Raw genomic sequence first — 23568 nt, 5'->3', positions numbered from 1 at the left:
GTTTGAAGTGGCATGTTGGCTCGACTTCAAACCCGAGTTGACTGATGAATGCATACGCGGCCTTTGCAGCCTCCGGCTTCGTCCCAACAAAGCGTCACCGGCAATGGGCACAGACCACACCGCAGCTTGTGCTCTGCCGGCGCGTGATCGACGAAACGCACGATGTGAAAACCTTCGTTCTCACACCCGCTTCAGGTCGGATGTTCTGCTTCAGCGCTGGCCAGTATGTTCTGGTGCACCTTAGGATCAACGGTGCCGCGGTGACGCGCTCCTACTCTGTTTCGTCACCGCCGACGCGACCGCTCGACCTGCAGATCACCGTGAAACGGACGCCGGGCGGGCTCGTTTCGAATTGGCTGCATGACAATTTGAAGCCGGGCGACGGGATCGAGATCGAAGGGCCGCTCGGCTCGTTCAATCTCGACGATCTGCCGCATGCAAAGTCCCTCTTCCTTTCAGGTGGCAGCGGGATAACTCCCGTTATGTCAATGCTGCGCGCATTTACCGACCGCGCAGCCGACCAGGATATCCACTTCATTCATAGTGCGAGAACGCCGGACGACATCATTTTTCGGCTCGAACTGGACGCACTTGCCGCTCGCTTTCCCAATGTTCATGTGACTTGCATTTGCAGTCACGGAGACCCGGCCTGGACGGGTCCAACCGGGCGAATTAACAGTGAGATGCTCCTGACCTTGGTTCCCGATCTCCACAGCCGTACGGTGTTTGCCTGTGGCCCGGAATCCTACATGAAGGCTGCACGCAGCTGCCTCGATGCAATCGGGCTCGCCCGTTCACAGTATCATGAGGAGAGCTTCGGAGGCGGCAACAGTTCGCGTTCGGTACCGGCTTCAAAGGTTTCGTCTTCGGTCCGCTTCGTCAGGTCTGGCGTTGCGCATGACTGCGCGCCCGGAGAGACCTTGCTGGAAGTGGCGCGCCAATGTGGCGTCTACGTCCCCACCGCCTGCCAGCAGGGAGTTTGCGGCACGTGCCGGATCGCCAAGCTGTCCGGCGAAGTCGTCATGGATGACCTGGGCGGACTGACATTGGACGACAAATCGGCAGGCTACGTCCTGGCGTGCTGCAGCCGCCCGCAAGGCGACGTTTTGCTAGATCTTTAACCCCGGGTGAGTTTGGATTGAAGCCCAACGTGTCCGCTTCGAAGCACCACACGAACTTCGGCCTCAGGCACGTTCCCTCATGAATTGAAGAGACGATTACTGCTTTGGGTCAGCTCACGACAACGCTCGCGCCTGGAAACTGGCGCAGTTCCCGTTCGTGCGCGAACTCGACGGCTTCGACTTCGACGCGCAGCCATCGCTGGATCAGGGACAGATCAGGGAACTTGCGACCTGCCGCTGGATCGCCCACGACGACACAGTCCTGTTCCTTGGCCCTCCGGGCACGGGCAAGACCCATCTTGCAGTGAGCCTTGGCCGCGAGGCAATCCGCCAGAATTACAACGTGCAGTTCGTCACGGCAGCCACGTTGGTGGCGATGTTGGCCAAGGCCCACAGCGACGGCTCGCTCGACAAGCAGTTAACGATCCTGTCACGGCCGAAATTGCTGATCATCGACGAGCTCGGATATCTTCCCTTCGAGCCCAATGCCGCCCACCTCTTCTTCCAACTGGTGTCCCGCCGCTACGAGAAGGGATCGATCCTGATTACCTCCAACCGTTCGGTGGGTGAATGGGGGAGCGTTTTTGGAGATCCCGTGGTGGCCACGGCAATCTTGGATCGCCTGCTTCACCATTCAACGGTGATCACCATCAGGGGGGACAGCTACAGGCTGCGCGAAAAGCGACGGTCCGGCCTTCTGCAGAAGGTCGGCTCGGTGCCCGAAACAAACCAAACAGCAAACCAATGAAGGGTCAGTTCTTCAGTTCGCCAAAGGGTCAATTCCTGGATTCGTTTGACACCTAAGATTGGGCCGTCCCCTTGTCCATCACAGACGGAAGTGTCTGCCCTTGAGCATCAGGATATCCGGATCATCTTCCTCGTCTTCATCGGGTTCGTAAGCGGCCGGTGCCTCCAGCAGGTCGATTCGTCTGAGCTCCGACCGCCCATGGGAGCGTCCAGCGACAGCGTTTTGAACGTGTCGTATTGCCGATTGTAGCCGGCCACAAATCGTCCAGCCGCTTGCCATGCGCGCGATATAACGAGAGTTTAGCCAGTCCGCCAAGCGGTATCGTCGCTGTACATTAGCAGCATCTTGACTAAGGCGCCGGCCGCTCCAGACTCAAAGGCATGGCGCGGGGCATTGGCATCGGTGACGTGGTTGCAATCACGGCCACGGTTCGAAGGCGGGTCACCGAGGACCGCGTAAGCGTCTCTATTCCGTCCTATAACTTCCCGCATTCGATCCGGGATTCTTCCAAGGTCAAGCGAGGCCAGCAAATCGAGCTTACAGGCGAGGTCACGCGCACAGACGAGGAAGGCCGCAAGGTGACCATTGACATGTGGCCCCTGGTGACGATCGACATCGACAAGATCAGGCTGGTGGAGAAATACCGGCCACCGAAGCGCAAGAAGCCCCTGCGGGACATGGTGAATTAGCTCTTTGTATGTAAAAAAGAGATATTGAACATTTTCCGGCAATCCTAGTTAGGACTGATGCCGCGCTATTTCTTCGACTTGTCCAGCAATGGAGAGACCTTCCCAGACCCTGAAGGTTCAGAGCTTCCGAACCTGGAATCTGCGGAGGACGAGGCAGCAAAAACGCTGCTTGAAATCGCAAGAGAAAAGCTGCCCGATGGCACCTACCGCGAGGCTAGCATTCAAGTCCGCGATGAAGCAGGCAACCAGCTAGTGCAGATCGTGGTCAAATTCGAACTGAGCCGCATAGCGGGCATCAGCAGCGCCTAGGTAGGGCGGGAGGAGCTGCTTTCTGACGAGATGGCCCCGTGGCCTACGGCTAGCCGGTCCAACAGCTTACGGGCCGCTGCGATTACACGGCGGGTTTCGCCGATGGTCTGCCGAAGGTCTTCGATGTCTGCGCGGGCGCGGCGCTCATTCAATCGAGCAGTTACTATGTCAAACTTGTCCCAGGCGGAAACCATTTGAAGACCCCTAGCGCTCCCGCAGCTCAAACTTGAGCACTGCGTCTGCGAACGTCTGGTCACTCTCGTCGGGTACCTTCATCACAAACTCTCGATAGGGGCCATCCGGCAGCTTATCTGTGGTGATCTCGACCAAGGCTCTCACCGCCTCTTGTTTTGCAGCTTCGAGATCGGGCAGATCTGTGCCTTCGACGTCGCGGAAGACTTGCCCGGTATCGGTGAAGTCGAAGAAAAAGCGAGGCATCCCTCCAAACACAATAATGCGGGAAAGGTTCATCTTGCTTCACGATTGGCTATGCAGCCGGCGCCCGCCGCTCGAATGCACGCAACCGCTAACGAGCGTGATCTGACGTCCAATGATGTCCGCGCATTTGGTTAAAAACGTACGCCGCCAGACTCATCGCCCTGATCGGCTTAGAGTTACTTCCGAAAGGAGTGCTCTCATGCTGCCATTGCCCCACGTCGTCGATCCAAAGGTAGTTGCTGAGATCAATAGTCTGCTAGCCCATCACGCCGGGGCGGTACCGGTCCCCGTTCACAAACTCGCGGCGGTTGTCCGGCTGCGCCTCAAAAGCCATCTTTCCATCGCGACTATTGAGGAGCTGATCGTCGACGAAGCCGAGTGTCGCCATCTGCCCATGCTGTTCGAACTGCCGGGAACGGAAGCGGCTGTAGTTTCATCCGCTCTGGGTCGTGCGACTTGAAGGTTAGGGGCACGGGCATCGCTGTGTGATTGGCGAACTAGGTCCATTCATATCACAGCGGCCGCTGTTCGCCGCGCCTCGGCTACCAACGCGGCAATCTCTTTGCGCTGCTCGATCGCCTCGCAAGTGAATCGCCAATGGCGGCAGAGGCCATGAGCACTACCTTTGGGCGCGTCAGACCGGCGGTAGGCTCGTTAGGTTTCATCCCCGACCTTGTGAGCCAGGGCGGCCTCCGCAACTTCGCGCGAGAAGCTTGTGGCGTCGCCGCACCTATCCCGGAAACCAGAGCGGAAACCGTGAACTGTGATTTCCGTCTGCTTCATGCGCCGAAGCAGCATCATCATGGCCATATTTGACAGAGGGTTCTCACCGTCACGGGTGAAGATGAATTCCTGTCCCTCCTGCCGTTGCTCGTGCAGGGCTTCCAGAATCGCCAGGGCCTCGATCGATAGCGGAACGGTATGCGGGGCGCCGGCCTTCATGCGCTCTTTCGGCACATTCCAGAGCTTTCCCTTAAAATCGATTTCTTTCCACGTCGCGCCAAACGTTTCGCCGGATCTGGCCACAGTCAGGATTGTGAACTCTAGCGCACGAGCTGCCATCGCCTATGCCTTCCGCAAGCGAGCCGTGAACGCGGGGATTTCAGCATACGGCATTGCCGGCTGATGGCCTCGCTGCAACCGCTGGCGCTTCGGCAAGAGGTTCCGCAAGTTGCCGCGCCATGCCGCCGGGTTCTCTCCCGAGCGCCAGCCCTTCACCTTTGCGAACTCTAGAACGCGCTCGATACGCCCGCGAAGCCTCGATGCCGTCTCGGCTTTGGCCTGCCAGATGGGCGCAAGAACTTCTAGAAGGTCTTCGGTTGTGATTGTCGAAACCCGCTTCGGCCGGATGCTCTCGCAGAAACTGGTGAGCGTCTGATTCCACTGATATTCGTGCTTGTCCGCCATTCGGACTTGATGGTGGCGATGTACTTGTCAGCGCAGTCCCCGAAAGTCGGCTCTGCTCCTTCGCTTTCTCTGCAATTGGATCGCGGCCTTCCTCAACCGCAGACCTGCACTCGGTGGCCTTCGCTCGTGCCTTTGCAAGTGTGACGACGGGATAGGCGCCCAAGCCCATTTCACGCCGCTTGCCGTCACGAGCCCACATGAGTACGGGACGGGGCCGGACAGTGCGAGACAAATAAATCCAGAAGCCCCATTTTCAAAGAAGCAGGGGACGGTACGGAATAGCTGAAACGCTAGTTAGGTGGACCTCAAGAACAGCTGCGCCAGCGCACCACGAAAACCGGCGGCAGCGCTATGACGAAGTCTTGGGAGGCTCGTCCGTCTCCGGCAAACGATCGCGAATAGCTTCCTCGGTTTTGCTTGCCGTCTTCTTTACCAGTTCGCCGACGCGGTCGACTAGCGTCTCGTCGCCGCTGGCGCCCTGGCGGTCAGCCTCTTCCTTTACGGTCTCATAGGCTTCGGCGGCGACCTGCTTGGCTTGCTCCATGCCAGTCTCGAGGACGACCTCGGCACTCTCACGGAGCTCGTCGCTGTAGCGGCCAAGTTGCTCGTCTTCCGAGGCGGTGTGGGGCAGCATCACACCGATGGCGGTGCCCACGGCGAGGCCGACCGCAGCCATTGCCAGAGGTTCGCGCTGGAACAAGTCCAGCGCAGACTCGCGCGCCTGTGCAGTCGCATCACTAACGCCCGAGGCGACTTGTCCGCCCGTGCTTCTCAACTTTTCTCTGGCCCCGCTCGCAAGGTCTGCAACAGCTTCGGTAGCACCGCCTGCTACCGAAGCCACCGAATCAGCGGCATCTGAGAGCATGGAGCCGCCTCCGGCAGCTTCGCTTTCGGGACCATTGTACTCGCTGCTCGACTCATGCCAGCCCTCGCCGAAGCTCTGCCGGTCGGAGAAATTGCGGGAGCCCCCAGATGGCCTGCTCCGATACGCGCCTGGCGCTGAACTGTCTAGCGAAGTGCCTTTGCCGAGCATGAGCCACGCCAGGCCGGCGCCCACCAATGTAAGGGGCAGGGGATTGTCCCTGACCTGAGCCTTGAGGTTGCTGAGCATGGCCGCCCCCTCACCGGTGAACATCCCGGTGAATTCGTCGATCAGCTGACCCGGTGTCATCTTGCTGCGGATCGAATCTGCGGTGTCCGTTATCTTGGCTCGGGCAATGTCGGCATCGCGTTCGAGTTCGGCTGAGGATTTGTCGATCATCTTATCTGGTCCTTGATCACGCGTGCGTCGCGCTTGAGTTGGTCTTGCGTGCGGTCGGGCGTCAGCTCCGAGGGAGCCATGCTTGCCGTGCCGGTGCGCAAGAGTATGATCCCCAGTATCGCCACCATGATTCCGACCAGCAGCGAAGACCAACCCGCCCCCAACCCGGCGCTCGCCAAAGCAATTACCAGCGCCTGCAAGAGCACAATCAGGGCGGCGAGCAGGCAAATGGCACCTCCCAGGACCTCAACCGCGCCAGCGCCCGCCTTGGTCACTTTTTCCGAAATTTCAGCCCGCAACAGCCTGCTTTCGGTTTGAAGCAGCGTCGTGACCTGCTGTGCGAGATCCCCCACAAGTGTTGTCAGGCTGCGACTGTCCTGATTGTCGGTCATGGGTTTTGCTCCACCCTTGCATTGGCCCAGTCGTCGCCGGACTGATCGGATCGTAGCGGCGTCGGCTCTAGTGCCTCAGCCGATCGCGAGTTCGAACCCGTTTCGGATGCTTGGCCTGTTCCCGGCTGGACCGGTGTCCCGGTCGAGGCAGATGGTGGCGAGCTCTTGATGAACCGTCCCAGCGCCAGGCCCGCCAATACGGAACCGGCGATCAGCGCCCCCGAGTTGTCGCGGCCGAACGACCGAATCTCACCAAGCACCTCGTCGAACGGTTTATCCTTCAAGGACGACGAAAGCCGCTCGAGCCCGCCTGCGGCGTCAAGGGCCAACTTCGAAGCGGTCCGTTGATCGCTATTGGCAAGATGCTCGCTGGCCGCGCGCAAGGCGCCGCTGAAAGCCTTCAGATTGGCGCTCACGTCGCGCTGCGTTCCCTCCGCCTTGTTGAACAACGCTTCCTTTGCTTCCGAGGCGTAATCGGCGGCTTTCCTAGTGATTTCGTCGCGAGCATCGTGGAGCGCCTCTGTCGCGGTCTGCTTTTCCCGTTGTAGTCTTTCCGAAAGCTCGCTTTTGGCTGCCTCGAAATCGGCCGTCTGACGGCCCTGGTCGTCCTGGTCCTGCATGGTATCTCCTAGTGGAATCCGAGAAAGGAGAGGATCGCAAGCACGATGACAACAAGGCCGATGAGATAAATGACACTGTTCATGGCGCAATCTCCTCCACTGCCCACCGAACTTGCCTGCGCTTTCTGTGTTCCGTTCGAACAGCACTTTTTTGGTAAGCTCCGCCTAACCAGCCTGAAGGGGTGCCTTATGCCCACGGCAGTGAGCGCCGTTAGAATGATATCGGCGACCGGACTCCGGTGCGACTAACGGGCATTTCTCTCAGAACAGCAAAGCCGGCGGCGCGGTAGACATCTGCCGAGAACGTCATCACCGTTAACGCGAGGGTAATAGGCCCGTTCCGGCGGATATTCGCTCTGCATGGGGCGGGAATTTTCCGCAAATGCTTTGACTGCGCGTGATCGCAGCATGCCCTGCCTGCGACTCGATTGCTGGGCGAGCTATTACCAGCCAGAAGATCCCGAGTACGGCAGCGAAGGCGGGGAAGCCGAAGGCGACCGACAGCCAGAAAAACCGATGATAGCGCGGCGGCCACGGTGCGCCTGCAGCGGCGGCTTGCGACGCCAGCTTGTGCATCTTTTGGCACCGCTGGCGACCAGCCCTGTCCCTGTGAAGAATGCCCACATCCCGATTGTCCTGACCTAAAAGCTCCTTTCTACGAAGGAACCAAGCCATCGTGGCGGCCGGCCGCGGGGTTGCTCAGCGCCAGCGGAACAACAATTCCTTCCGCCCGTTCAGGTAAGTAGCCCCGTGCGGGACCATCAAGCACCGCAGCGGAAGGTTGCCTCGTTTGGAGGACTATATAGGAAAGCAATTTTTATCTGCTGCGACAGGAATCCTTCTTTTCGTAGGTGTCGGAGCGGTCGCCGCTCAGGATGTCATCATTCAGCCTGAGCAGGACACGGTGATCCGGGAGTATGTAAAGAAGAAACCGATAGCATCGCTGAGCTTCCCGGTGTTGAGCTCAAGATTGGCGCCGCTCTGCCCGACACAGTCGAGCTGTACGAAGTCCCGGACGTTCAGTACCGTTATGAGTCGTTGAGGGACGAACCGTTCTGGTTGACCCAGGTACCCGCAGGATTGTTAAGGTCTAGATTGATTTTCTACCAAAGCCCGCCGTGCCGAAGGTGCGGCGGACTTTCGCGTGGGTCCGGGATCGACGCGGTCGTAAGCAGAATGAGAACATGGAATCGGGGTTTCATGCATTCCGCCAACGAATTTCCGGCATGCCAGCAGCCATGAGGAGATGAGGTCGACAGCTTCGTCATTCTGACGCATCCAGCGCGCGCCGACGCGGCCTTGCGAAGTCGAGGCCGTCCTGCCCGGAATTCGATTTCCTGGCCATGGCGAAGCTGAGTCGTTCGAAGGCGACTACTAGGCCATACCGATATGCGACTAGCGAAAGGGCCGAAATCTGGATGTTGCACCACACCCGTGAAATCAGAGATGTTTCGGCTACGATCAAGATGCGGGCGAGCGCACTGCCTTAATTCATGGATCGCAAACGGCACATTCGCCAAGATCCTTTCATCGGGGCATGACGACTTCCACTGGCTGCCAAGCGCAACGAACTGAGGCGCCAGCGAGAGGCACGGCAGAAAGCGGTCCGAACACTGCGAGCCTAGTAGGATCTGACGGCGGCCGAGGTGAGCACTTTTGCGTTGCGGATCAACTTGAGCGCCTCGTCCGTCGTCAGCCCGCATTTTCGCGCATAGAAGGCGGCCTCCTGAGTCTCCTCTGGAGAAGGTGGCACCTGACGCGCATCGAGCTTTCGTTTCTGCTTTGCCATTCAGTCTGACTGCGTCAATCAGTTAGTCAGCTAATCTGTCACTTTTGGGGGCGCGAGAGCAAGCTTTCGTGCTGTGAGTTCCAACCGATCCCGGCAACTGCCGGCAATCACCGCCTCCGGGCACGAAGTACAAAAGCGGAAGCAGGTGACTAAGCAATCTGCACGAGGTTGGTTCCGGCCGCGGAACTTTGCTCCTCATATCGAGTTGGCGTTTCTCAATGGAGAGAGAGCCATGTCGAAAAACACCCGTTTTGAAAAAGAGCTGGCCGGCAAGCCGCAACCAGAGGCGGACGCGAGGGGCCAGTCCGAGAAGAACCACAAAGGGGGAATGAACGACGGCGTCTCTCGTGCCAACCCTCGCGTCCTATCCGGAAAGGATGACGTTCCCGCATAAGTGGAAAAGTAGGGACGACTGCACAGCAACTGTTCATGCGCAGTCCCGGAGCCTCATTCCGCTGGCTCATAGGCGAGAGCCGTCCGCATCTCGGACCGCATTGACGAGCACCCAAGATCGAGGCCCAACCGGGATTCACATGAACCGATTTCTCTTTGTAGTTGCTGACTTTTTGTCCCGGCCGCCCGGCTTTTATCTGATCATCGTGGCCATGATAGCCTGCACTGCGATGGTCCCTTTCGGCCTAACAAGCGTAATCACCTATGCGCTTTCAGTAGCAGCGATTGTGATTACCGGCGTTGTTCTGATCCAGGGTTATCGCGACACTGCTGCCATCCATGCCAAGCTCGATGAGATTATCGTTGCATTGAAGGAAACGAGGAACAATGTCGTAGGGCTGGAGCACGCCGAGCCTGAGGAAATCAAGGCCCATTTGGCGCGGCTCGAAATGGAAGCGGCTGCGGCTGATCGAGAAACCAAGCACGGGGGAGTCTCTGGCGCGTGAGCGCTACTCAAAAGCCATCATGGGCAAGCTGAGTCCAGCAGGACGCGGTCGCTCAAGGTCCCGCCAGCGGCGGCCAAGCGCCACGAGATGCGCGGCAGCGGTAAGCGTAAGCGGAGGGCGGTTAATCTAACGTATGCGCATTGTTTGGTAGTCGGCAAGAAAACTGGCTGTTGCAAAACGGGATGGACGCGAGCGGGCTCGCCGGACTTGCCGCTAGGGCGCAGCTCGACTGGTTGTGCCGCGGTCGCAATGTCGAAATCATAGCGGCCTATCGTATTCGGTGGGAGTGCATCTTTCGCCGACCTGGCGGAAGCACTTCCAAGCCATGTTCAGGTCTCCCGGCTTTGACCGCGCCATGTGGAAGCGCACCGCCGTCGAGCGCTGCCGCATTCTCAAGAGAATGCCGACGCCGCGGAATTCGTCGGCATAGCGATGGCCGGCGAAGCCTGCCAGCGGTCCAGATGGCGAGAGCAGTATGGGCTCACACCATGTCTCTAACAACCGCGTCGAATTTCGTGAGGCCTACGCTCGGAGGCCTTTGGGTAAAAAGTCCCTGTTCGATTGCGGCCGCCTTGAAGGCATCGATCGCAGCTTGTTGGTTGCAATGACCGGCCAAGCATTCCTTGATCATTCGGACGGCTTCGAGCCGCTGCGGCTTGGCCACGTGTGGCCATGGTTGTTCAAGGGCTTTCGCAGCATCGGATATTGATGCAACCACCATCGGCTTGCAATTCAGGTAAATTGTAATCGGAATGAACGCCGGCATTTTCTCGCTCGCCAGGGTTGAACGCGGCTAAACGCGAAGAAAGGGCGGAGGTTGCATGAACGCGCATCTTCGCGATTTCAAGCCCCGCTACCCGATGCAATTGAGACTGAACAGGCTCTTCTCGGGGCAATCCTAAACTCAAATGACGCCCGTTGGCGGGTCGCTCGGCCTTGGCAAAATCAATAGGGCTGGGGCGCAAGGCAGAAACGCCTGCAACAACTGCGGCGGACAAACCAAAACGAGCTGCTCGCGCCGCAGCCGTGACAACAATTCCATCGGCAGTCAAGTCACCGGAGAAGAAGGCGCGCAACGCGCTCGTGAAAGCACAGCGTGCTGCATTCGACAGAAATGTGAGGCCGCTTGGGTTGGGTAAGCCACCCTGCCGCATCGGAACTACTCTGAGGATGCAGCGAGGCGCAATGCTCCACATATGCAGCGGAGGAATCTCAGACGGGCCTTCCGTCGCGTGTGGGCTGCGAGCGCAAGTTGGCGGCTCTCGACACGCTACGCTGCCCTTTTCTTGGCCGCCGTGAAGGGATGGCTGATCGTGAAGGCGTCCGGCTTAATGCCACGCTCAACCTGGCTCCAGGTCACAGGATGCGCGATCGGGAAGCCAGGCCGCACTCGCGGGGAGAAGGCGCCAGCGGCCGTATTGCCACGTCCGTTCCGCAGATAGTCGATGAAAATCCGGCTTCTTCGGGCTGCCGGATCGGCCGACAGCAAATAGCGATCGGGATCAGCATCGACAAGGCACTGAGCAAGGGACTTTGCGAGCTGCCGGGCGCGCTCGTGGGTGATCTTCGTTTGAAGCGGGGCCATCAGGTGGATCCCCTTGCCGCCTGTGACCTTTGGCCAACTCTTCAGACCTGCCGCCTCCATGATGTCGCGCAGCGCCAAAGCGGCATCGATCACTTCACACCATTCGACGCCTTCGCCGGGATCGAGGTCCAGAACGACGCGATCGGCATGCTCGATGTCGTCCACCGTAGCGTTCCAGGGATGAAGCTCCACGGCGTCCATTTCGACCAGTCCGAGCAAACCGGAAAGATCATCCACCCACACGCGCACCCCTTCACCACCCTCGCGCTTCTGGACCCGCAATTGGTGCACTGCTGCGGGAATGTCCGGCAGCGGTCCCTTGTGATAGAAGATGGCCCCCAAGGCATGGCGAACCAGCTTCAGCGGCCTCCGGCCAAGATGAACCAGCGCCTGATCGGCAACCCGTTCCCAGTAGCCGGCGAGCTCTTCTTTGGTGGGTGAGACCGCATCGGGCAGCAGTTGCAGGATGTTCTCGCGCGGGACGCCATGGTTCCGGTCCAGCCGTCGCTTCGACCGTGCGGGCGGTTTTGCCGGGATAGGCACGAGGTCTTCGCGCAATCCCTTGAACACCGCCTCGCGCAAGATGCCGCGATCCGTCACGCCAGTGAATTGCACCTCCGCCAGAACGTCTGGTCTGACCCAGGTCGCTTTGGGCTTGTCGACAGGCAGTGACAGCGGCGACTTGTCGATGATCAGGGGGTTGAGCCGCTCGCGAAGACGTTGAGATGCTTCAAGCGTATAGCCGGTCTGGACCTTGCCTGCATAAAGCAGCCGGTCGTCCTGTCGCCTGCAAATGTAGAGCGATGCGATGCGGCGCGGACGGGCGCCGAGCTTCTCGACGAAAGCCACAATCGGGAAAGTGTCGCTCTTGATGCATTTGACCTTGACCCAACTCGTCTGGACGCCGGAGCGATAGGGCGCATCCGCGCGCTTGGACACGATCCCCTCCAGGCCCATCCTGCAGGCCTGTGCGAACATGGCGCTGCCGCTTACCTTGAGGTGCTCGGCATAGATCAATTTTGGCGCTGTATCGCTCAGCAGCTTCTCCAGTGCGGCCTTGCGCTCAACCAGCGGCTGCTGGCGAAGGTCGCGCCCGTCAAGGTGCAGCAGATCGAACGCATAGAAGATAAGCCTCGGCGAGTTCGGGTTGCCCAACTCCCGCTCCAAGGCTTGATAGTCCGGCAGACCCGTTTCGCCGAGGACAACGGCTTCGCCGTCGATGATCGCAGACTTCACCGGCAGGTTCGCCGCGGCCTGGACAATGCTCTTGTAGCGATGCGACCAGTCGTAGCCGCGACGTGTGAAGGCTCGTGCTCTTGCTCGCTCGACGATGAGTTGGGTCCGGTAACCATCGTACTTAATTTCGTGAAGCCATTCGCCGTCTTCGGGAGCTTTGGCCACCAGGGTGGGTGATTGAAACTCGATGAAGGAAAGCCGGTCCCTTGCGCTACTCATGAATCTGCGACTCCAGAAATCGACTCAAGCCGCAGGACGAGCCTCGGTTCCGGGCATTTTAGGAAAGTTGCATAAAGTTGGGCGGGCCCTCAGATCTTCGGTGGACCGGACTGTCCTTTGGCGAAGATTCCAGTTCGTGATCTTTGCCTCGACGCGGGAGATGCGATGGCCGACGATGTGTGGCGGACTAGCTGCGTCGGTCGCAACCTCGAACCTCTCATGCACTCCCGTCCCAAGGCCGAGGATAGCAAGCTGATCGCAGCAGAAGGCGAGGGGCGATGACCCGGGCTCAACGCCGTTCGGTATTTTCGCTTTCGGTCAGTTGGCTCGCGCCGCCCAGGTTGTTATCGCATGACCTCGACGGAGATTGCGGCAAGGGCTCGCTCCATGCTCTCAGCACGTATTACAAGAACACTAAGCGAATGACGTCGGCCACCCAGCCGATCGTTGAACTTCTGGGGAAACTCTTTTTGCACTCCGGCCGAGCCTGCAAAGAGCCTGTGACCTTACTGCAGAGGCCCAGGCGAGCAAGTGTCGCCTGCGATGTCGCCCCCGTGCGGAGCAAAGGGTGTTCCCAGCCGAAAAAATGCCAGAAACTCGCAGCCGCAATCCTCGCCTCCCGCAGCTGCTCCTCCCGATATCAGTGATATCAGTGGCGGAATTGGGATTGGCGGTAGCCTGGAGGTGTGACAGACGTTGCAGACACTCGGTCCCTGATGTAATTTAGTATTCGATCAAGTGAGGAATATGCCCGCCGTCGCGACGGCTTTTCTCTCTTTCTGTCTCGGCGGATTGCATGCTCTCTGACGGACCTTGCTAGCACATGCCGTGTTCTTGTGGGCGAGGCAATAGCGTTCAAGGGAATTGCCATGCTCCGACTTTGCGGAATCATCGCAGCCTTCCTCTTCGCGAGCTTCACGACCTTTGACGCTTGCGCCGACCGAAGAGTCGCCTTTGTCATCGGCAACTCGGAGTACCGACAATTCCCCGCACTCAAGAACCCGGCCAAGGATGCCGAGGACGTGTCAAAAACCTTTCGACTGGCAGGGTTCGAGGTCTTCGTCGCAAGCGATCTGACGAAGCTGCAATTCGAGGAGCAGTTCCGCAACTATCTTGCCGCCGCAGACGGCGCAGAACTGGCCGTCGTCTACTACTCCGGCCACGGTTTTCAGATCGGCGGCGAAAATTTTCTGATCCCGGTCGATGCCTCCTTGAAGCAGGCGGCGGACATCGAAGTCCAGGCCATCAAGCTCAACGATGTGCTGGAACAGTTACGCTCGAAATCAAAGATTCAGGTGATCATACTCGATGCCTGCCGCAACAATCCGTTCCCACGCAAGAATTACTGGCTGAGAGACCAGCTCATCACTGCCGGCAATACCGGGCTCGCACAGGTGAGAAGCTCGCTGAACACCTTGATTGCCTTTGCCACCGAACCCGGGGCGGCGGCTTATGACGGCGCCGGCGAACTCAGCCCGTTTTCGGCGGCGTTTTCCCGTCGCGCGCTGGCCCCGAACCAGGAGATCCGCACCGTGATGGCGGCGGTGCGCCGCGATGTGGTCGAGGCCACAAACGGCCTCCAGGTTCCCTGGGAGAACTCATCGCTGATCGACGAAGTCGTCCTGATGCGCCGCAGCAATCGACCATCGCTGCCGCCCGTGCTGGAGAAGGTGGTGCTGTCAGGAGTCGGACCCGTCGACTTGGGCTTGCCTGAACCGGTCGATGTCGATGGTGGCACGATTACCCTGAGCATCGAAAGACCGCCCGGCCTGGGACGTTTGATGCTGGACGGCAAGGCTGTTGAGTTGGGCGTGCCGATCCAGGGCAAGGATCTGCCGCGCCTGCAGATGGATGTTCCCAAGGGAGTCGCCCCGCAGGAAGAGGTCGACATGCTGGCCTATGCGACGCATGACAACTGGGGCGGCCAGACCCAAGGCATCGTCGTGTTTCGGGTCAAGAGCGGTGAAGGCGCGCAAGGCGAACAGATCATGGCTTCGCTCGAGGCCGAGCAGAAGCAGCAGGTGCTGGAGCGTGGCATTCATATCACCGGTGCGGCCGAGGCGATCGAGAACCGCGACATCGACGTTCCCGTGGGCGTGGGTCCAGTTGCGCTGAATCTGGATTTCCCGACCGATGATCCCGCCGTCAGCCTTAAAGTATCGAGTTATCCGGCAACGGGAACGCTCTCGCTGCCCGATCGAACCCTGTCGCCGCAGTCGAGCCTGATGGCCGGAGAGGTCGATCGGCTGCGCTATGAACCGCAGATCGGCGCGGAAGCCAAGGTCGAGGTCGGCTTCGAAATCCGGGCGGACAGCAGCTCATCAAAGCCCGCCACGATGAAACTGTCGCCGACGATCAATCCGTGCGACACGGCTGCCGGCGAACCTCTCGATCTGCAAGGCGTCAGCCCCGGCCTGCTGCCGAATGAAATTGGCGCTAGCGCGGTTGAGCTTTGCGAGGCCGCGGTAAAGGCTTATCCGGAAGTCCCGCGCTTCCGCTACGAACTGGGGCGGGCGCTGCTTGCGGCAGGCAAGGTCGAAGAAGCCAAGACAGCCGTCGAGGAGGCGGCCAGGAAGGGACATGTACGCGCCGTGTTCGAACTCGGCTACATGTATGCGACCGGAGCCGGCGTGGCCCTGGACCGCACCCAGGCCAATGCCCTCTACGCGGCGGCCGCCGACAAAGGCGATCCCTACGGAATGACGTCGTGGGGTCGCGCCTTGTTCAATGGGTATGGCGTCAAGCCCGACACCGGCAAGGGTTTGGACCTGCTGCTCAAGGCGGCAGCGATGGGGCACACCTATGCCATGAACGATCTGGCCGCGATCTTCACTGAGGGCCGCAACGGCGTAACCGCTGACCCGGCCCGCGCTGTTGCCTTCCTGCAAGCCGGTGTCCAGCGGCAGGACATGTATTCCATGAACCTGCTCGGGCGCAATTACTTGTCCGGGCAGGGCGTGGAAAAGGACCCCAAAACGGCGTTAGCGCTATTTCAGAAGGCAATCGATCTCGGTCAGCCGTATGCGCCCGGCAGCCTCGCACGCATGTATCGGGATGGTGTCGGGGTGGGACGGAGCCTCGCAGAAGCGCAAAGATTCTTCGAAATTGGGATCGCTCGGGGTGATCCGTCCGCAGCTTACGATCGCGCGGCCCTCGAAATGCAAAAGGGCGATAAGGCCGATCAGGCCCTTGCCGTGCGCTTCCTTGCGCTTGCCGCCGCACTTGACGTGCGCAAGGAACTGCCGGACGCCCAGAGGTCGCTGGCAAAGTTCGGACCGAAGCCAAAAACAGCGGCGTTGAAGCAACTGCGACAGGAACTGAAATCGAAGCTTCCCGGGTCCGGTTCACAAGACACTCAACTGGTTAACGCGGCCAGACGAGTCTGGGAAGAAGCCAATCCGCGTCGGGACTTGTTCTGACCAAGGAGGAGACAATGGCGAGCAGAGTATTGAAACACGCAATACTTGGAACAGCGTTATCCGGCTTGTTGGCGGGCCTCATGGGCTGCACTTCCCTGGTTCCGAGAGTTGAACCGACGCCACTGGTCGAAACGCCCCAGCCGAAGATTTTCCGCCGGGTGCCTCCGCCGAAGGTCGTCAAGCCCGTTCGCAAACAAAAAACCGCGAAGAAAGTGATTATACCGGTTGAGGACGAGCCTGTTCCTGCGCCTGTCATTCCTTCTGGTGGCGGTGGCGGTGGAAGCGGGGGAGGCGGCTGGGGTTGATCAGGTCAGACCGAAGAAGGATTGCATGAGCCTGGCGTCCGATGGCGCTTTCTGATCCTACCAGACTTGCCAGTCGTCATCGACATCCCGCCGAACACGACAAAAGACAGCAGGGAGAACCGGCCTCTGACGGAAATGGGTGAAGTCGTCCTCAGGCCTCGGTCAGGCAGGCGGGGAGGATTCAATTGCTGGCCGCGTCATGCCTTCCGGGACGAGGCTGACCCGCTAGCTCTGACGATGAGACCTGACTGCCTTCGTGAGGGAGTCACGCCGGCCGGGCGCAAGATCGTCATGCTGCAATACCGGACCAATGCCGGCGTCCGCCGTAAACCCTCGATCGGGAAGTCCGGTGATTTGACGGTCGAGCAAGCTCGAAAAGTGGCGAACTTGAGCTTCGAGGCGAGGTCAGCCACTTCGACGAGAACGCCCGAAAGGGTATTTGGGGAACGCTGCTGGCTTGCTGTCGATGCTGGATTTGGCTGCATGTTGTCGGCGCAAGTGGCTATTGCTGTCGCATAGACGAGATTGCCGCTGCCCGTTTGGGAGCTTGGGGGAGGCGCCGGCCGAACAGACATCAGGTCCGCCGCCCGCAGAACTTAACAGCGGCCACGCTCGCGCCTACGGCGTTATCGCGGAAAGCCGGACGGCAGCCGGTCAGCGCATAACTCACATGCGAGTCCGTCTGCGCCTTACAATCGCAGCGGCTGGGTCAGACCGCTGGCTGTCTCAACACAAGCCGGGTTGACCTTGCAACTGCCAGCGCACCAAGGAGCGCCGTTAAGTGAACAGCACCTCTTCCTGTAGATGACGGCGTGATGCGATCCTACCAGACTTGCCGATCATACCAATCGTCAATATCCTGCCGAACGCGGTCCCTTTCGATACCGTAGCGTTCCTGGATCTTGCCTTCGAGCTGATCGCGATTGCCAGCGATGCGATCAAGATCATCATCGGTAAGTTTGCCCCACTGTTCCTTGATCTTACCCTTGACCTGCTTCCAGTTTCCTTCGACGCGATTCCAGTCCATGACATATCCTCCATTGTTTTGCACAAGGCGAAACGGTCGTCCGGCCAGGGAGTTCCGGGACGAAGATCTCTGATGTTCACGTCTCCAGTTGGGAAGGTGACGACGCCAATCAGGAGATGGTGGGCCTTTGGGGACGCGTCGACCTCCCCGAGCGGAGCGTGACGTGTTGAGCGAGAGGAGCACGGCTGTCCTGCGCATGATCATCCATGTCGAAATCGCCCACCCAGGCTTCGAGCCGCTAGGCTCGCCCGCGGTAGCGACGTGCCGGATCCGAATACATGGGCCTCATTCGATACCCTGCCTGGGAGCTGGCTCCGTGCCACGCGCGTCGCCACGATTGAACCGGAAGAGTCCGGCAACGTTGTCTGAGGACTGGTACGGCGATTGTTGTAGATAGAAATGGCGAACACTGGCACAACGCGTGGACGCAACCAGGACCGGCCAAGGGTCGCTGGTGGGCAGGACCACGAAATGAAGTATGAGGCGAGCAAAACCGGCGCCAGCAAAGCTGACGTCAAGTCGGCGGTGAAGTCGGTCGCCAACACTCGCAAGAAAGTCGACGACAAGCTGGGCAGGAAGTGAGGCTCGGCCGCACAGACGCTGGCGAAGTTGCAACATCAGGAGCTCGAGGTTCAGCGCAGGGGATAGGCCACATTGCCTATGACCGGCTGCCGCGAGGTCCTCATGAGGGGGCACGCACATGACTCGCATCGCTACCTTCAATGTGAACGGCGTCAACGGCCGATTACCTGTGCTCCTGAAGTGGTTAGGCGAAAGCGACTACGGCCAGCACTTGCTCGAAGTTGGGGCACCCAGTATTCTCTGCGGCGACTATAACGTCGTTCCAACCCAAATCGACGCCGTGGTGCCAAGGCGATGGCTGGGCGATGCGGTCTATTTCCCGGAATGCCGGCAGGCCTATGCTAAAATGCTCAAAGATGGCTGGGTCGATGGCGTCCGGCGCATCCATCCGGAGAAGGGCATCTACACCTATTGGAATTTCTCCTAGAGCGTCGGACGTTCAGTTTGAATCGCGAGGGATTCCAGTGAGGCGTGGTTCATGATTCACTTCCTGTAGGAGGTGATTTGCCATGCCCAAGCCCTATTCGCTCGATTTGCGTGAACGTGTTGTGCGGTTTGTCGAGGCTGGCCACTCGCGGCGTGCGGCGGCGGCACATTTTGGGGTGTCGGTTTCGTTTGTCGTGATCCTGATGAGGAACTATCGAAAGACCGAGAGCCTGGCGCCCAAGGCCAGCGGTGGCCGCCGCCATTCCAAGCTCGACCCGCATCGTGCGTTCCTGCTTGGCCGTGTGGCCGAGAAGGATGACATCACCATGCCGGAGCTTGCCGCCGAACTGGCCGCTGCTACAGACGTCCAGGTCGCTCCTGCCTCGATCTCGCGCTGGCTCATCAGGAATGGCTATCGCTTCAAAAAAAACGCTGCTGGCCAGCGAGCAAGATCGTCCCGACGTCAGCAAGGCGCGGCAGGAGTGGCAGACCAGGCGCCAGCCGCGGATGCGGCTTGAGCCACATCGGCTGGTGTTCATCGACGAAACCGGAACCACTACGAAGATGACACGTCTGCGCGGCCGCTGCCTAAAGGGCCAACGGCTGCGCTCAAAGGCACCGTTCGGGCATTGGAAGACGCAGACCTTCATCGCCGGGTTGCGCTGTCATGGGCTCACGGCCCCTTTTGTTATCGACACGCCGATGAACCGGCGCATCTTCGAAACCTATGTCGAAACGCAGCTCGCTCCGACGCTGGCAAAGGCGATGTCGTCATCCTCGACAATCTCGCTGCCCACAAGAGCCCGGCCGCCGAGGCAGCGATCCGGGCCAGAGGCGCATGGCTGCTCTTCCTGCCGCCCTACAGCCCAGATCTCAATCCCATCGAAATGGCATTCGCCAAGCTCAAGGCGCACCTGCGCGCAAAGGCCATCAGAACCATCGACGCCCTGTGGCAGGCCATTGGCGATATCTGCAATCTCTTCTCTCCAACAGAATGCAGAAATTACTTCGCAGCCGCAGGGTATGGACTCACATGAAAGTCCGCCGCTCTAGTGGGGCGGCTACGATCGGAGTTCGGGCCTGCGAATGGACCATCTCCTTGTGAGCCTCTCGCTTTCCGACCGGCTGCGCAGTGCCGGCGTGGATGTCGACATGCGCGGCTGGGAGAAGCCAAGCGACCATGCGCCGGCCTGGATCAAGCTCTATCGAACCGCGAGGAACACTGATGATTAACCGGATTCTCTCGAAATGATAGGCTTGGCGCGCCGTTCCAGACCGGGAAGCTGTTGTCCAGCCGGGCGATGTCGCCTGCACGAGCGAACTCGAAGCGGCGTTTGACGAGTATACTGTACCGGGTCGCGTCGGCGCGCAGCTAGGCTGCCTTCTTAAGCTCCGCCACCTGAACGCCCAGCCGGAACGCCTGACCATCTGCAAACGAGCGCGCGTAGCTCTCGGATGTAAAAGGGACGGTGGTCGTGGTGCCATTGACCGTCACGCGAACCGACCAGTCTTTGTCTCTGACGATTTCAACGGCGTGTCGGTCATGCGGAGTCATACATTCCTCCCAGAATCTTACGTTGAGGAGGGAGGATAGCGTCGCAACACTCGTTTGCATGCAAATAATCCGACACCGCGATGTCGAAATGTCAAAACAGCGCACAGCTAGGCGAACTTAAGTCGATGTCGTCGCCTTGAGCTGTTCAAGGTGGTCTCTTGGCGAAGTTACAAAGTGCGGTGGCAGTCTCTTCAGCCGTCCAGCCTTGCTCGATGCAAGAGGAATGAGAGCCGTGAAAGCGGTTTCAAGGACGGCTGCGCAGTTCACGTCCTGTCCAGGCTGTCCTCGGCAAGAATGTGCGGTGCAACTTGTGCTGTTCGGGACATGAAAAATAACTGGCGAGTGCCAGAAAAAGTCTGACTTTCATCTTACCGTCGGTCAGCCGTAGTGAAGTTTCGGTTTTGGCTCGGTGCCGGTGAATTTGACGCCGATGCGGTCGTTGCGACGCCAGCGAACCTCCGATCGATAGGCAACTCCATCGACCGACACGTAGAGCAAGAAGCGATCGGGAACCCGGGCATCGGGCGCGACCTTCAGCTCAGCGCCCCCCTCATGCTGATTGCGCAAGGTGCAGCTGATCTCGGAATTCTGGATCCCGGTGATGATCGTCCCGCCCTTTAGCACACGTTGGCGGCGCTCGCGCCGATGCTCGTCGGATCTCTCATCAACTGGGTTCCCGGTGTTTGCCATCGATAAAATGTCAATTCGCCCCTAGGTAATACCGAACACAGACGCGCAGCAATGGATGGGTCATGTTGCCCTATTTCGTGACATTACAGGGCATGCTCAGGTGAATCTGTCGGGTCGCGCAGAAAAAGGCAATGATCTAGAAAAGGTCCCGCGTTTGCCGACATGCCGATCAACACGGTTCCAAGCTTCTGGTCGACGCCGACCTAAATGCTGACCTTCCGGCAGACAGGCCCAGTAGCCGTCGAACTCCACCTCGTGTATCCAGGCGTCGCCCTCGGGCGGCTTCTCGACCAAGGTCGGCATCAAGGCTCAATGAACTCCAGCCGGCTGGTGCCGGCGCCTGGCCACCTACGCAAGGAACCGAGTCTGGATCGTGAGATCCGGCGGCTAGGGCAACGGAACATAATCAGATTACCAAATAAGCAATGATGCATGAGATGGCCTATAACTTGCGCAACCGGCGAACGACCCAATTGTCGCTAGCTTAGTTAGCGCCAGCGGCCGCTGGTCCCCCCGATTGGCTGCCGGGCCGTTCCTATCAAACCGCTACGCTCGATGGATCGGCTACTCGCGACTATCGAAAGCCACCAACAGGTCAAGGGCCGCAGCGACTTCGAGGATAGCCTCGGTTATATGGTCGTCGCATAGTGTCAAATCAGGCGCAGACTGCCGAACGTGGTATAATGCGGCTTTAACCGAGACGGTGTCCCCCCGGTCCGCCCTGTTGAGGATTGCGGCAATCGCCTGTTCTAGAACTGGACCGACCCTTTGGACGATGCTCATCCACCTTCCCCCCCCGGGAACGCTAGCGTCAAAAATAACGTGTTCGAGGCCGGAATGCAACCGACGGGCGAAATCGCGACTATTTTCGGTCTAATCGTTGCGCAAATCTGCAAAGGAGACCGAAGGCAAACATGCCGCAGCGGAGCCAACGGCGATGAATCGTCTCAAAAGGCTCATCGTTGTCAGAGTTACAAAAGTTGAGCTTCATCGGGGAACACTCTTTCTGTCTGCGGGCCTGTTGGATTTACAGCGCACCCCGCGCATTTAGACAGGAGAAAGAAGATGAAACGCATCCTTTTGGCTTCGGCCGTGCTGGCGCTGTCGGCCGGGCTTTCCTTTGCCCAGACGACGAGCGGAACCTCAACGAGCGGAACCTCGACCACGACAACCATGCCCAGCACGACGGATCAGGGCACCGGCGCGACGAGCAGCGGCACCAACATGTCCGGCGATCAGGGCACCGACACGACCACCACCAGCGGCACCACAAATCCGAACTCGGCCAGAGACTGCGCGCCCGGCCAGCAGACTGGCAGCGCTCAGCAGGCGGCGCCAGGTCAGCAGGACACGGCAGCCAAGAGCCGCCGCGCCGGGCCAGGTGAAAAAGACCGACGAAGGTTGCTGATTGGCACATCGGCACAGGTTGGAATCACCAGCGTGTGGCTGGCCAGTCTCCCCGACCACCGCCTGGCTGGCGAGCAAGTTGCCGGCAGCCGAGCATCAGTCCAGGAACTCTGCGCGTGATTGAGCGGCTCAACGGCGAGATTAAGCGGCGGACCGAGGTCGTCGGCATCTTGCCCAACGACGCTATCGTCCACCTCGTACGCGCGCTCCTTCTTTGAGCAGAACGACGAATGGGCCGTCCAAGCCAGATACATGACACTGGAAACCATCAGCCAAATGAGCGATGATCCGCTCATCAGCCTGCCAGCGGTGGCACGCTGATCATCCCGGCCCCCATGCCGGAGAGCGCGGCGAGCAAGCCGTCAGCTCCACCACATCCTGGGACACGATCTGAAAATGGGTTTAGCCAAAGACTTATCTAATGTTGCGCTCACATTCAATTGTCCGGATTGCTCCTATCCGGCAGTAAGGAAAGGCTCTGCACTAAGAACGATCGCGCACTTCAGATGCCACGGGTGCAACGCCAAGGTGCGGATCACTTATCAGCAGAAGCTAGCGATCTTCGAAAAGCACAGGCTATCGGCCGCCCAGGTGGCGTTGCGACAACTCAACTCTGCTTTGCGGTAAGCCTAGGCGGCTTTGCCCAAGGGTGAGGCGCGGCATGGCCGGTGTCGCCCTAATCCTGATCCCGGAAGTCCAGCAGCGAGGCGTTGCGTAGACCCTCTTCGCGGTGCACATGCTTACGCGGCCAATCAGCCCCGGCTTGACCCATTGGGTGGCTGGGCGCTTCATGCCCTTTGGCGGCGGCCCGGCATGCTCCTGGCGCCGCTTCCATAGCCGCTCGCGGGTCGCTCGGGTGCGCCCAACGCCGAGCAGCTGGCCGAATGCGGTCGCCGGACTTTGTGCCGGTCGGGGCTAAAGAGTGCCCATATCAAATGGAATGAAATCCTTAGTCGTTCCTTCATTCATCCTGGCTTAAATATTTCCATGGAATGGGGTGCCCGTATCTTGAGGCGGTTTGTTAGCCGTCTGCGACAAACAGGCGAGAGCGGCAACGTTGCTACTATTTTTGCTCTGTCTTTGCCGATTGTCGTCGGCGGTGCGGGCCTCGGTATCGAGACTTCCTATTGGTATTACAGCAGCCTGAAGCTACAAGCGGTGGCGGATGCGGCGGCCTATGCTGGCGCTTTGGAAAAGGTTTCGGGATCCGACACGCCAAAGATTGTCTCCGCAGCGACAGCGTCAGCGACCACGAACGGCTGGGGACCGTCAGCAGGTACAATAGAGGTTTTCTCGCCTCCGTCAGCCGGTCCAAATGTCGGAAAAAAGGCGGTTGAGGTGGTCGTTCATCAGAACCTCGATCGGTTCTTTACGTCGATATTCACGCAAAACGCAGTTGGCGCACAAGCAAGGGCGGTGGCTCTTATTACGGATGCTTCAAAAG

26 protein-coding genes and 5 pseudogenes are annotated in these 23568 nt (G+C 59.4%); 16 read left to right on the top strand and 15 right to left on the bottom strand.

Annotated elements, in window-relative coordinates:
• Positions 1 to 143: 143 nt before the first annotated feature.
• The 4 genes and pseudogenes from NKI17_RS29655 (at position 144) to NKI17_RS29640 (ending at position 2867) form a co-directional block, all read left to right on the top strand.
• Entirely contained in the window at positions 144 to 1121 is a 978-nt protein-coding gene (locus NKI17_RS29655; RefSeq protein WP_352907157.1) for an FAD-binding oxidoreductase, read from the top strand.
• 130 nt (positions 1122 to 1251) lie between these two features.
• Positions 1252 to 1869 (top strand): annotated as a pseudogene (gene istB / locus NKI17_RS29650) (IS21-like element helper ATPase IstB); the annotation flags it as partial.
• Positions 1870 to 2249: 380 nt separating this feature from the next.
• A complete protein-coding gene (locus NKI17_RS29645; protein WP_352694271.1) occupies positions 2250 to 2558 on the top strand; it encodes a hypothetical protein in 309 nt (102 codons plus the stop codon).
• A gap of 57 nt (positions 2559 to 2615) precedes the next feature.
• Positions 2616 to 2867 carry a DUF6894 family protein gene (locus NKI17_RS29640; RefSeq protein ID WP_352694273.1) on the top strand — a complete coding sequence of 84 codons (252 nt, stop codon included), beginning with the start codon at positions 2616 to 2618 and terminating at the stop codon, positions 2865 to 2867.
• A gap of 204 nt (positions 2868 to 3071) precedes the next feature.
• Here the strand turns inward: NKI17_RS29640 and NKI17_RS29635 are convergent, their stop codons facing one another.
• Positions 3072 to 3338, bottom strand: coding sequence for a DUF6894 family protein (locus NKI17_RS29635; protein ID WP_352694275.1), 267 nt, complete (start codon positions 3336 to 3338; stop codon positions 3072 to 3074).
• Between the two features lie 166 nt (positions 3339 to 3504).
• On the opposite strand from NKI17_RS29635, the gene NKI17_RS29630 reads away from it, so the two are divergent.
• Positions 3505 to 3765: a hypothetical protein gene (locus NKI17_RS29630; protein WP_352694276.1), complete on the top strand. Its 261-nt coding sequence runs from the start codon at positions 3505 to 3507 to the stop codon at positions 3763 to 3765.
• A 194-nt stretch (positions 3766 to 3959) separates the two neighbouring features.
• On the opposite strand, the gene NKI17_RS29625 is transcribed toward NKI17_RS29630, so the two are convergent.
• From NKI17_RS29625 to NKI17_RS29595, 7 genes and pseudogenes are all read right to left on the bottom strand, one after another.
• A complete protein-coding gene (locus NKI17_RS29625) occupies positions 3960 to 4367 on the bottom strand; it encodes a tyrosine-type recombinase/integrase (RefSeq protein ID WP_352725716.1) in 408 nt (135 codons plus the stop codon).
• Between the two features lie 3 nt (positions 4368 to 4370).
• On the bottom strand, positions 4371 to 4712 hold the full coding sequence (locus NKI17_RS29620; protein ID WP_352725724.1) for a phage integrase central domain-containing protein: 342 nt from the start codon (positions 4710 to 4712) through the stop codon (positions 4371 to 4373).
• 118 nt (positions 4713 to 4830) lie between these two features.
• A pseudogene (locus NKI17_RS29615) lies at positions 4831 to 4881 on the bottom strand (hypothetical protein); the annotation flags it as partial.
• Between the two features lie 180 nt (positions 4882 to 5061).
• Positions 5062 to 5973, bottom strand: coding sequence for a hypothetical protein (locus NKI17_RS29610; RefSeq protein WP_352907156.1), 912 nt, complete (start codon positions 5971 to 5973; stop codon positions 5062 to 5064).
• On the bottom strand, positions 5970 to 6365 hold the full coding sequence (locus tag NKI17_RS29605) for a phage holin family protein (protein WP_352694281.1): 396 nt from the start codon (positions 6363 to 6365) through the stop codon (positions 5970 to 5972). The genes NKI17_RS29610 and NKI17_RS29605 overlap by 4 nt, the downstream gene beginning before the upstream one ends.
• Entirely contained in the window at positions 6362 to 7132 is a 771-nt protein-coding gene (locus NKI17_RS29600) for a hypothetical protein (RefSeq protein ID WP_352907155.1), read from the bottom strand. The genes NKI17_RS29605 and NKI17_RS29600 overlap by 4 nt, the downstream gene beginning before the upstream one ends.
• Positions 7133 to 7300: 168 nt before the next feature.
• Positions 7301 to 7561 (bottom strand): DUF2269 family protein, encoded by a 261-nt coding sequence (locus NKI17_RS29595; RefSeq protein ID WP_352756874.1) that lies wholly within the window; start codon positions 7559 to 7561, stop codon positions 7301 to 7303.
• A 226-nt stretch (positions 7562 to 7787) separates the two neighbouring features.
• Between NKI17_RS29595 and NKI17_RS29590 the strand changes: the two are divergent.
• Positions 7788 to 8079, top strand: a pseudogene (locus NKI17_RS29590) (DUF1236 domain-containing protein).
• A 527-nt stretch (positions 8080 to 8606) separates the two neighbouring features.
• Here the strand turns inward: NKI17_RS29590 and NKI17_RS29585 are convergent.
• The gene (locus tag NKI17_RS29585) at positions 8607 to 8774 is read right to left on the bottom strand and encodes a hypothetical protein (protein ID WP_352694287.1); all 168 of its coding nucleotides are present in this window, start codon (positions 8772 to 8774) and stop codon (positions 8607 to 8609) included.
• A 232-nt stretch (positions 8775 to 9006) separates the two neighbouring features.
• Between NKI17_RS29585 and NKI17_RS29580 the strand changes: the two genes are divergently transcribed.
• Both NKI17_RS29580 and NKI17_RS29575 read left to right on the top strand, forming a co-directional pair.
• Positions 9007 to 9168, top strand: a complete 162-nt coding sequence (locus NKI17_RS29580; RefSeq protein ID WP_352726368.1) for a hypothetical protein — start codon at positions 9007 to 9009, stop codon at positions 9166 to 9168.
• Between the two features lie 139 nt (positions 9169 to 9307).
• On the top strand, positions 9308 to 9673 hold the full coding sequence (locus NKI17_RS29575; protein ID WP_352694289.1) for a low affinity iron permease family protein: 366 nt from the start codon (positions 9308 to 9310) through the stop codon (positions 9671 to 9673).
• Between the two features lie 481 nt (positions 9674 to 10154).
• On the opposite strand, the gene NKI17_RS29570 is transcribed toward NKI17_RS29575, so the two are convergent.
• From NKI17_RS29570 to ligD, 3 genes are all read right to left on the bottom strand, one after another.
• Entirely contained in the window at positions 10155 to 10394 is a 240-nt protein-coding gene (locus NKI17_RS29570) for a DUF982 domain-containing protein (RefSeq protein ID WP_352726370.1), read from the bottom strand.
• Positions 10354 to 10827 (bottom strand): hypothetical protein, encoded by a 474-nt coding sequence (locus tag NKI17_RS29565; protein ID WP_352726373.1) that lies wholly within the window; start codon positions 10825 to 10827, stop codon positions 10354 to 10356. The genes NKI17_RS29570 and NKI17_RS29565 overlap by 41 nt, the downstream gene beginning before the upstream one ends.
• 116 nt (positions 10828 to 10943) lie before the next feature.
• Positions 10944 to 12713 (bottom strand): DNA ligase D, encoded by a 1770-nt coding sequence (ligD, locus tag NKI17_RS29560; protein ID WP_352907154.1) that lies wholly within the window; start codon positions 12711 to 12713, stop codon positions 10944 to 10946.
• A gap of 836 nt (positions 12714 to 13549) precedes the next feature.
• On the opposite strand from ligD, the gene NKI17_RS29555 reads away from it, so the two are divergent.
• Positions 13550 to 16132 carry a caspase family protein gene (locus NKI17_RS29555; protein WP_352907153.1) on the top strand — a complete coding sequence of 861 codons (2583 nt, stop codon included), beginning with the start codon at positions 13550 to 13552 and terminating at the stop codon, positions 16130 to 16132.
• Between the two features lie 1128 nt (positions 16133 to 17260).
• On the opposite strand, the gene NKI17_RS29545 is transcribed toward NKI17_RS29555, so the two are convergent.
• The gene (locus NKI17_RS29545) at positions 17261 to 17464 is read right to left on the bottom strand and encodes a CsbD family protein (RefSeq protein ID WP_352450279.1); all 204 of its coding nucleotides are present in this window, start codon (positions 17462 to 17464) and stop codon (positions 17261 to 17263) included.
• Between the two features lie 399 nt (positions 17465 to 17863).
• On the opposite strand from NKI17_RS29545, the gene NKI17_RS29540 reads away from it, so the two are divergent.
• The 4 genes and pseudogenes from NKI17_RS29540 (at position 17864) to NKI17_RS29525 (ending at position 19705) form a co-directional block, all read left to right on the top strand.
• Positions 17864 to 18046 (top strand): DUF3606 domain-containing protein, encoded by a 183-nt coding sequence (locus NKI17_RS29540; RefSeq protein ID WP_352798476.1) that lies wholly within the window; start codon positions 17864 to 17866, stop codon positions 18044 to 18046.
• A gap of 118 nt (positions 18047 to 18164) precedes the next feature.
• Complete coding sequence (locus NKI17_RS29535; protein WP_352907152.1) at positions 18165 to 18473, top strand: exonuclease/endonuclease/phosphatase family protein; 309 nt, start codon at positions 18165 to 18167, stop codon at positions 18471 to 18473.
• A gap of 82 nt (positions 18474 to 18555) precedes the next feature.
• Positions 18556 to 19509, top strand: a pseudogene (locus NKI17_RS29530) (IS630 family transposase).
• A 49-nt stretch (positions 19510 to 19558) separates the two neighbouring features.
• Complete coding sequence (locus tag NKI17_RS29525) at positions 19559 to 19705, top strand: hypothetical protein (protein ID WP_352907151.1); 147 nt, start codon at positions 19559 to 19561, stop codon at positions 19703 to 19705.
• Between the two features lie 139 nt (positions 19706 to 19844).
• Here the strand turns inward: NKI17_RS29525 and NKI17_RS29520 are convergent, their stop codons facing one another.
• Both NKI17_RS29520 and NKI17_RS29515 read right to left on the bottom strand, forming a co-directional pair.
• Positions 19845 to 20027 (bottom strand): hypothetical protein, encoded by a 183-nt coding sequence (locus tag NKI17_RS29520; protein ID WP_352907150.1) that lies wholly within the window; start codon positions 20025 to 20027, stop codon positions 19845 to 19847.
• Positions 20028 to 20405: 378 nt separating this feature from the next.
• The gene (locus NKI17_RS29515) at positions 20406 to 20717 is read right to left on the bottom strand and encodes a PilZ domain-containing protein (protein ID WP_352450276.1); all 312 of its coding nucleotides are present in this window, start codon (positions 20715 to 20717) and stop codon (positions 20406 to 20408) included.
• A 1065-nt stretch (positions 20718 to 21782) separates the two neighbouring features.
• On the opposite strand from NKI17_RS29515, the gene NKI17_RS29510 reads away from it, so the two are divergent.
• The 3 genes and pseudogenes from NKI17_RS29510 to NKI17_RS29500 all read left to right on the top strand — a co-directional run.
• Complete coding sequence (locus NKI17_RS29510; protein ID WP_352726423.1) at positions 21783 to 22244, top strand: hypothetical protein; 462 nt, start codon at positions 21783 to 21785, stop codon at positions 22242 to 22244.
• Positions 22244 to 22445: pseudogene (locus NKI17_RS29505) on the top strand (transposase); the annotation flags it as partial. The gene NKI17_RS29510 and the pseudogene NKI17_RS29505, both read left to right, overlap by 1 nt.
• 666 nt (positions 22446 to 23111) lie before the next feature.
• Positions 23112 to 23568: pilus assembly protein TadG-related protein (locus tag NKI17_RS29500; protein WP_352907149.1), on the top strand; the 457-nt coding region annotated here is incomplete at its 3' end.

The sequence above is a fragment of the Mesorhizobium sp. M0816 genome (assembly GCF_040320005.1).
GTDB lineage: Bacteria > Pseudomonadota > Alphaproteobacteria > Rhizobiales > Rhizobiaceae > Mesorhizobium.
Note: the sequence above shows the minus strand (reverse complement) of the source record. Positions and strands in the feature narration are given on the sequence as shown.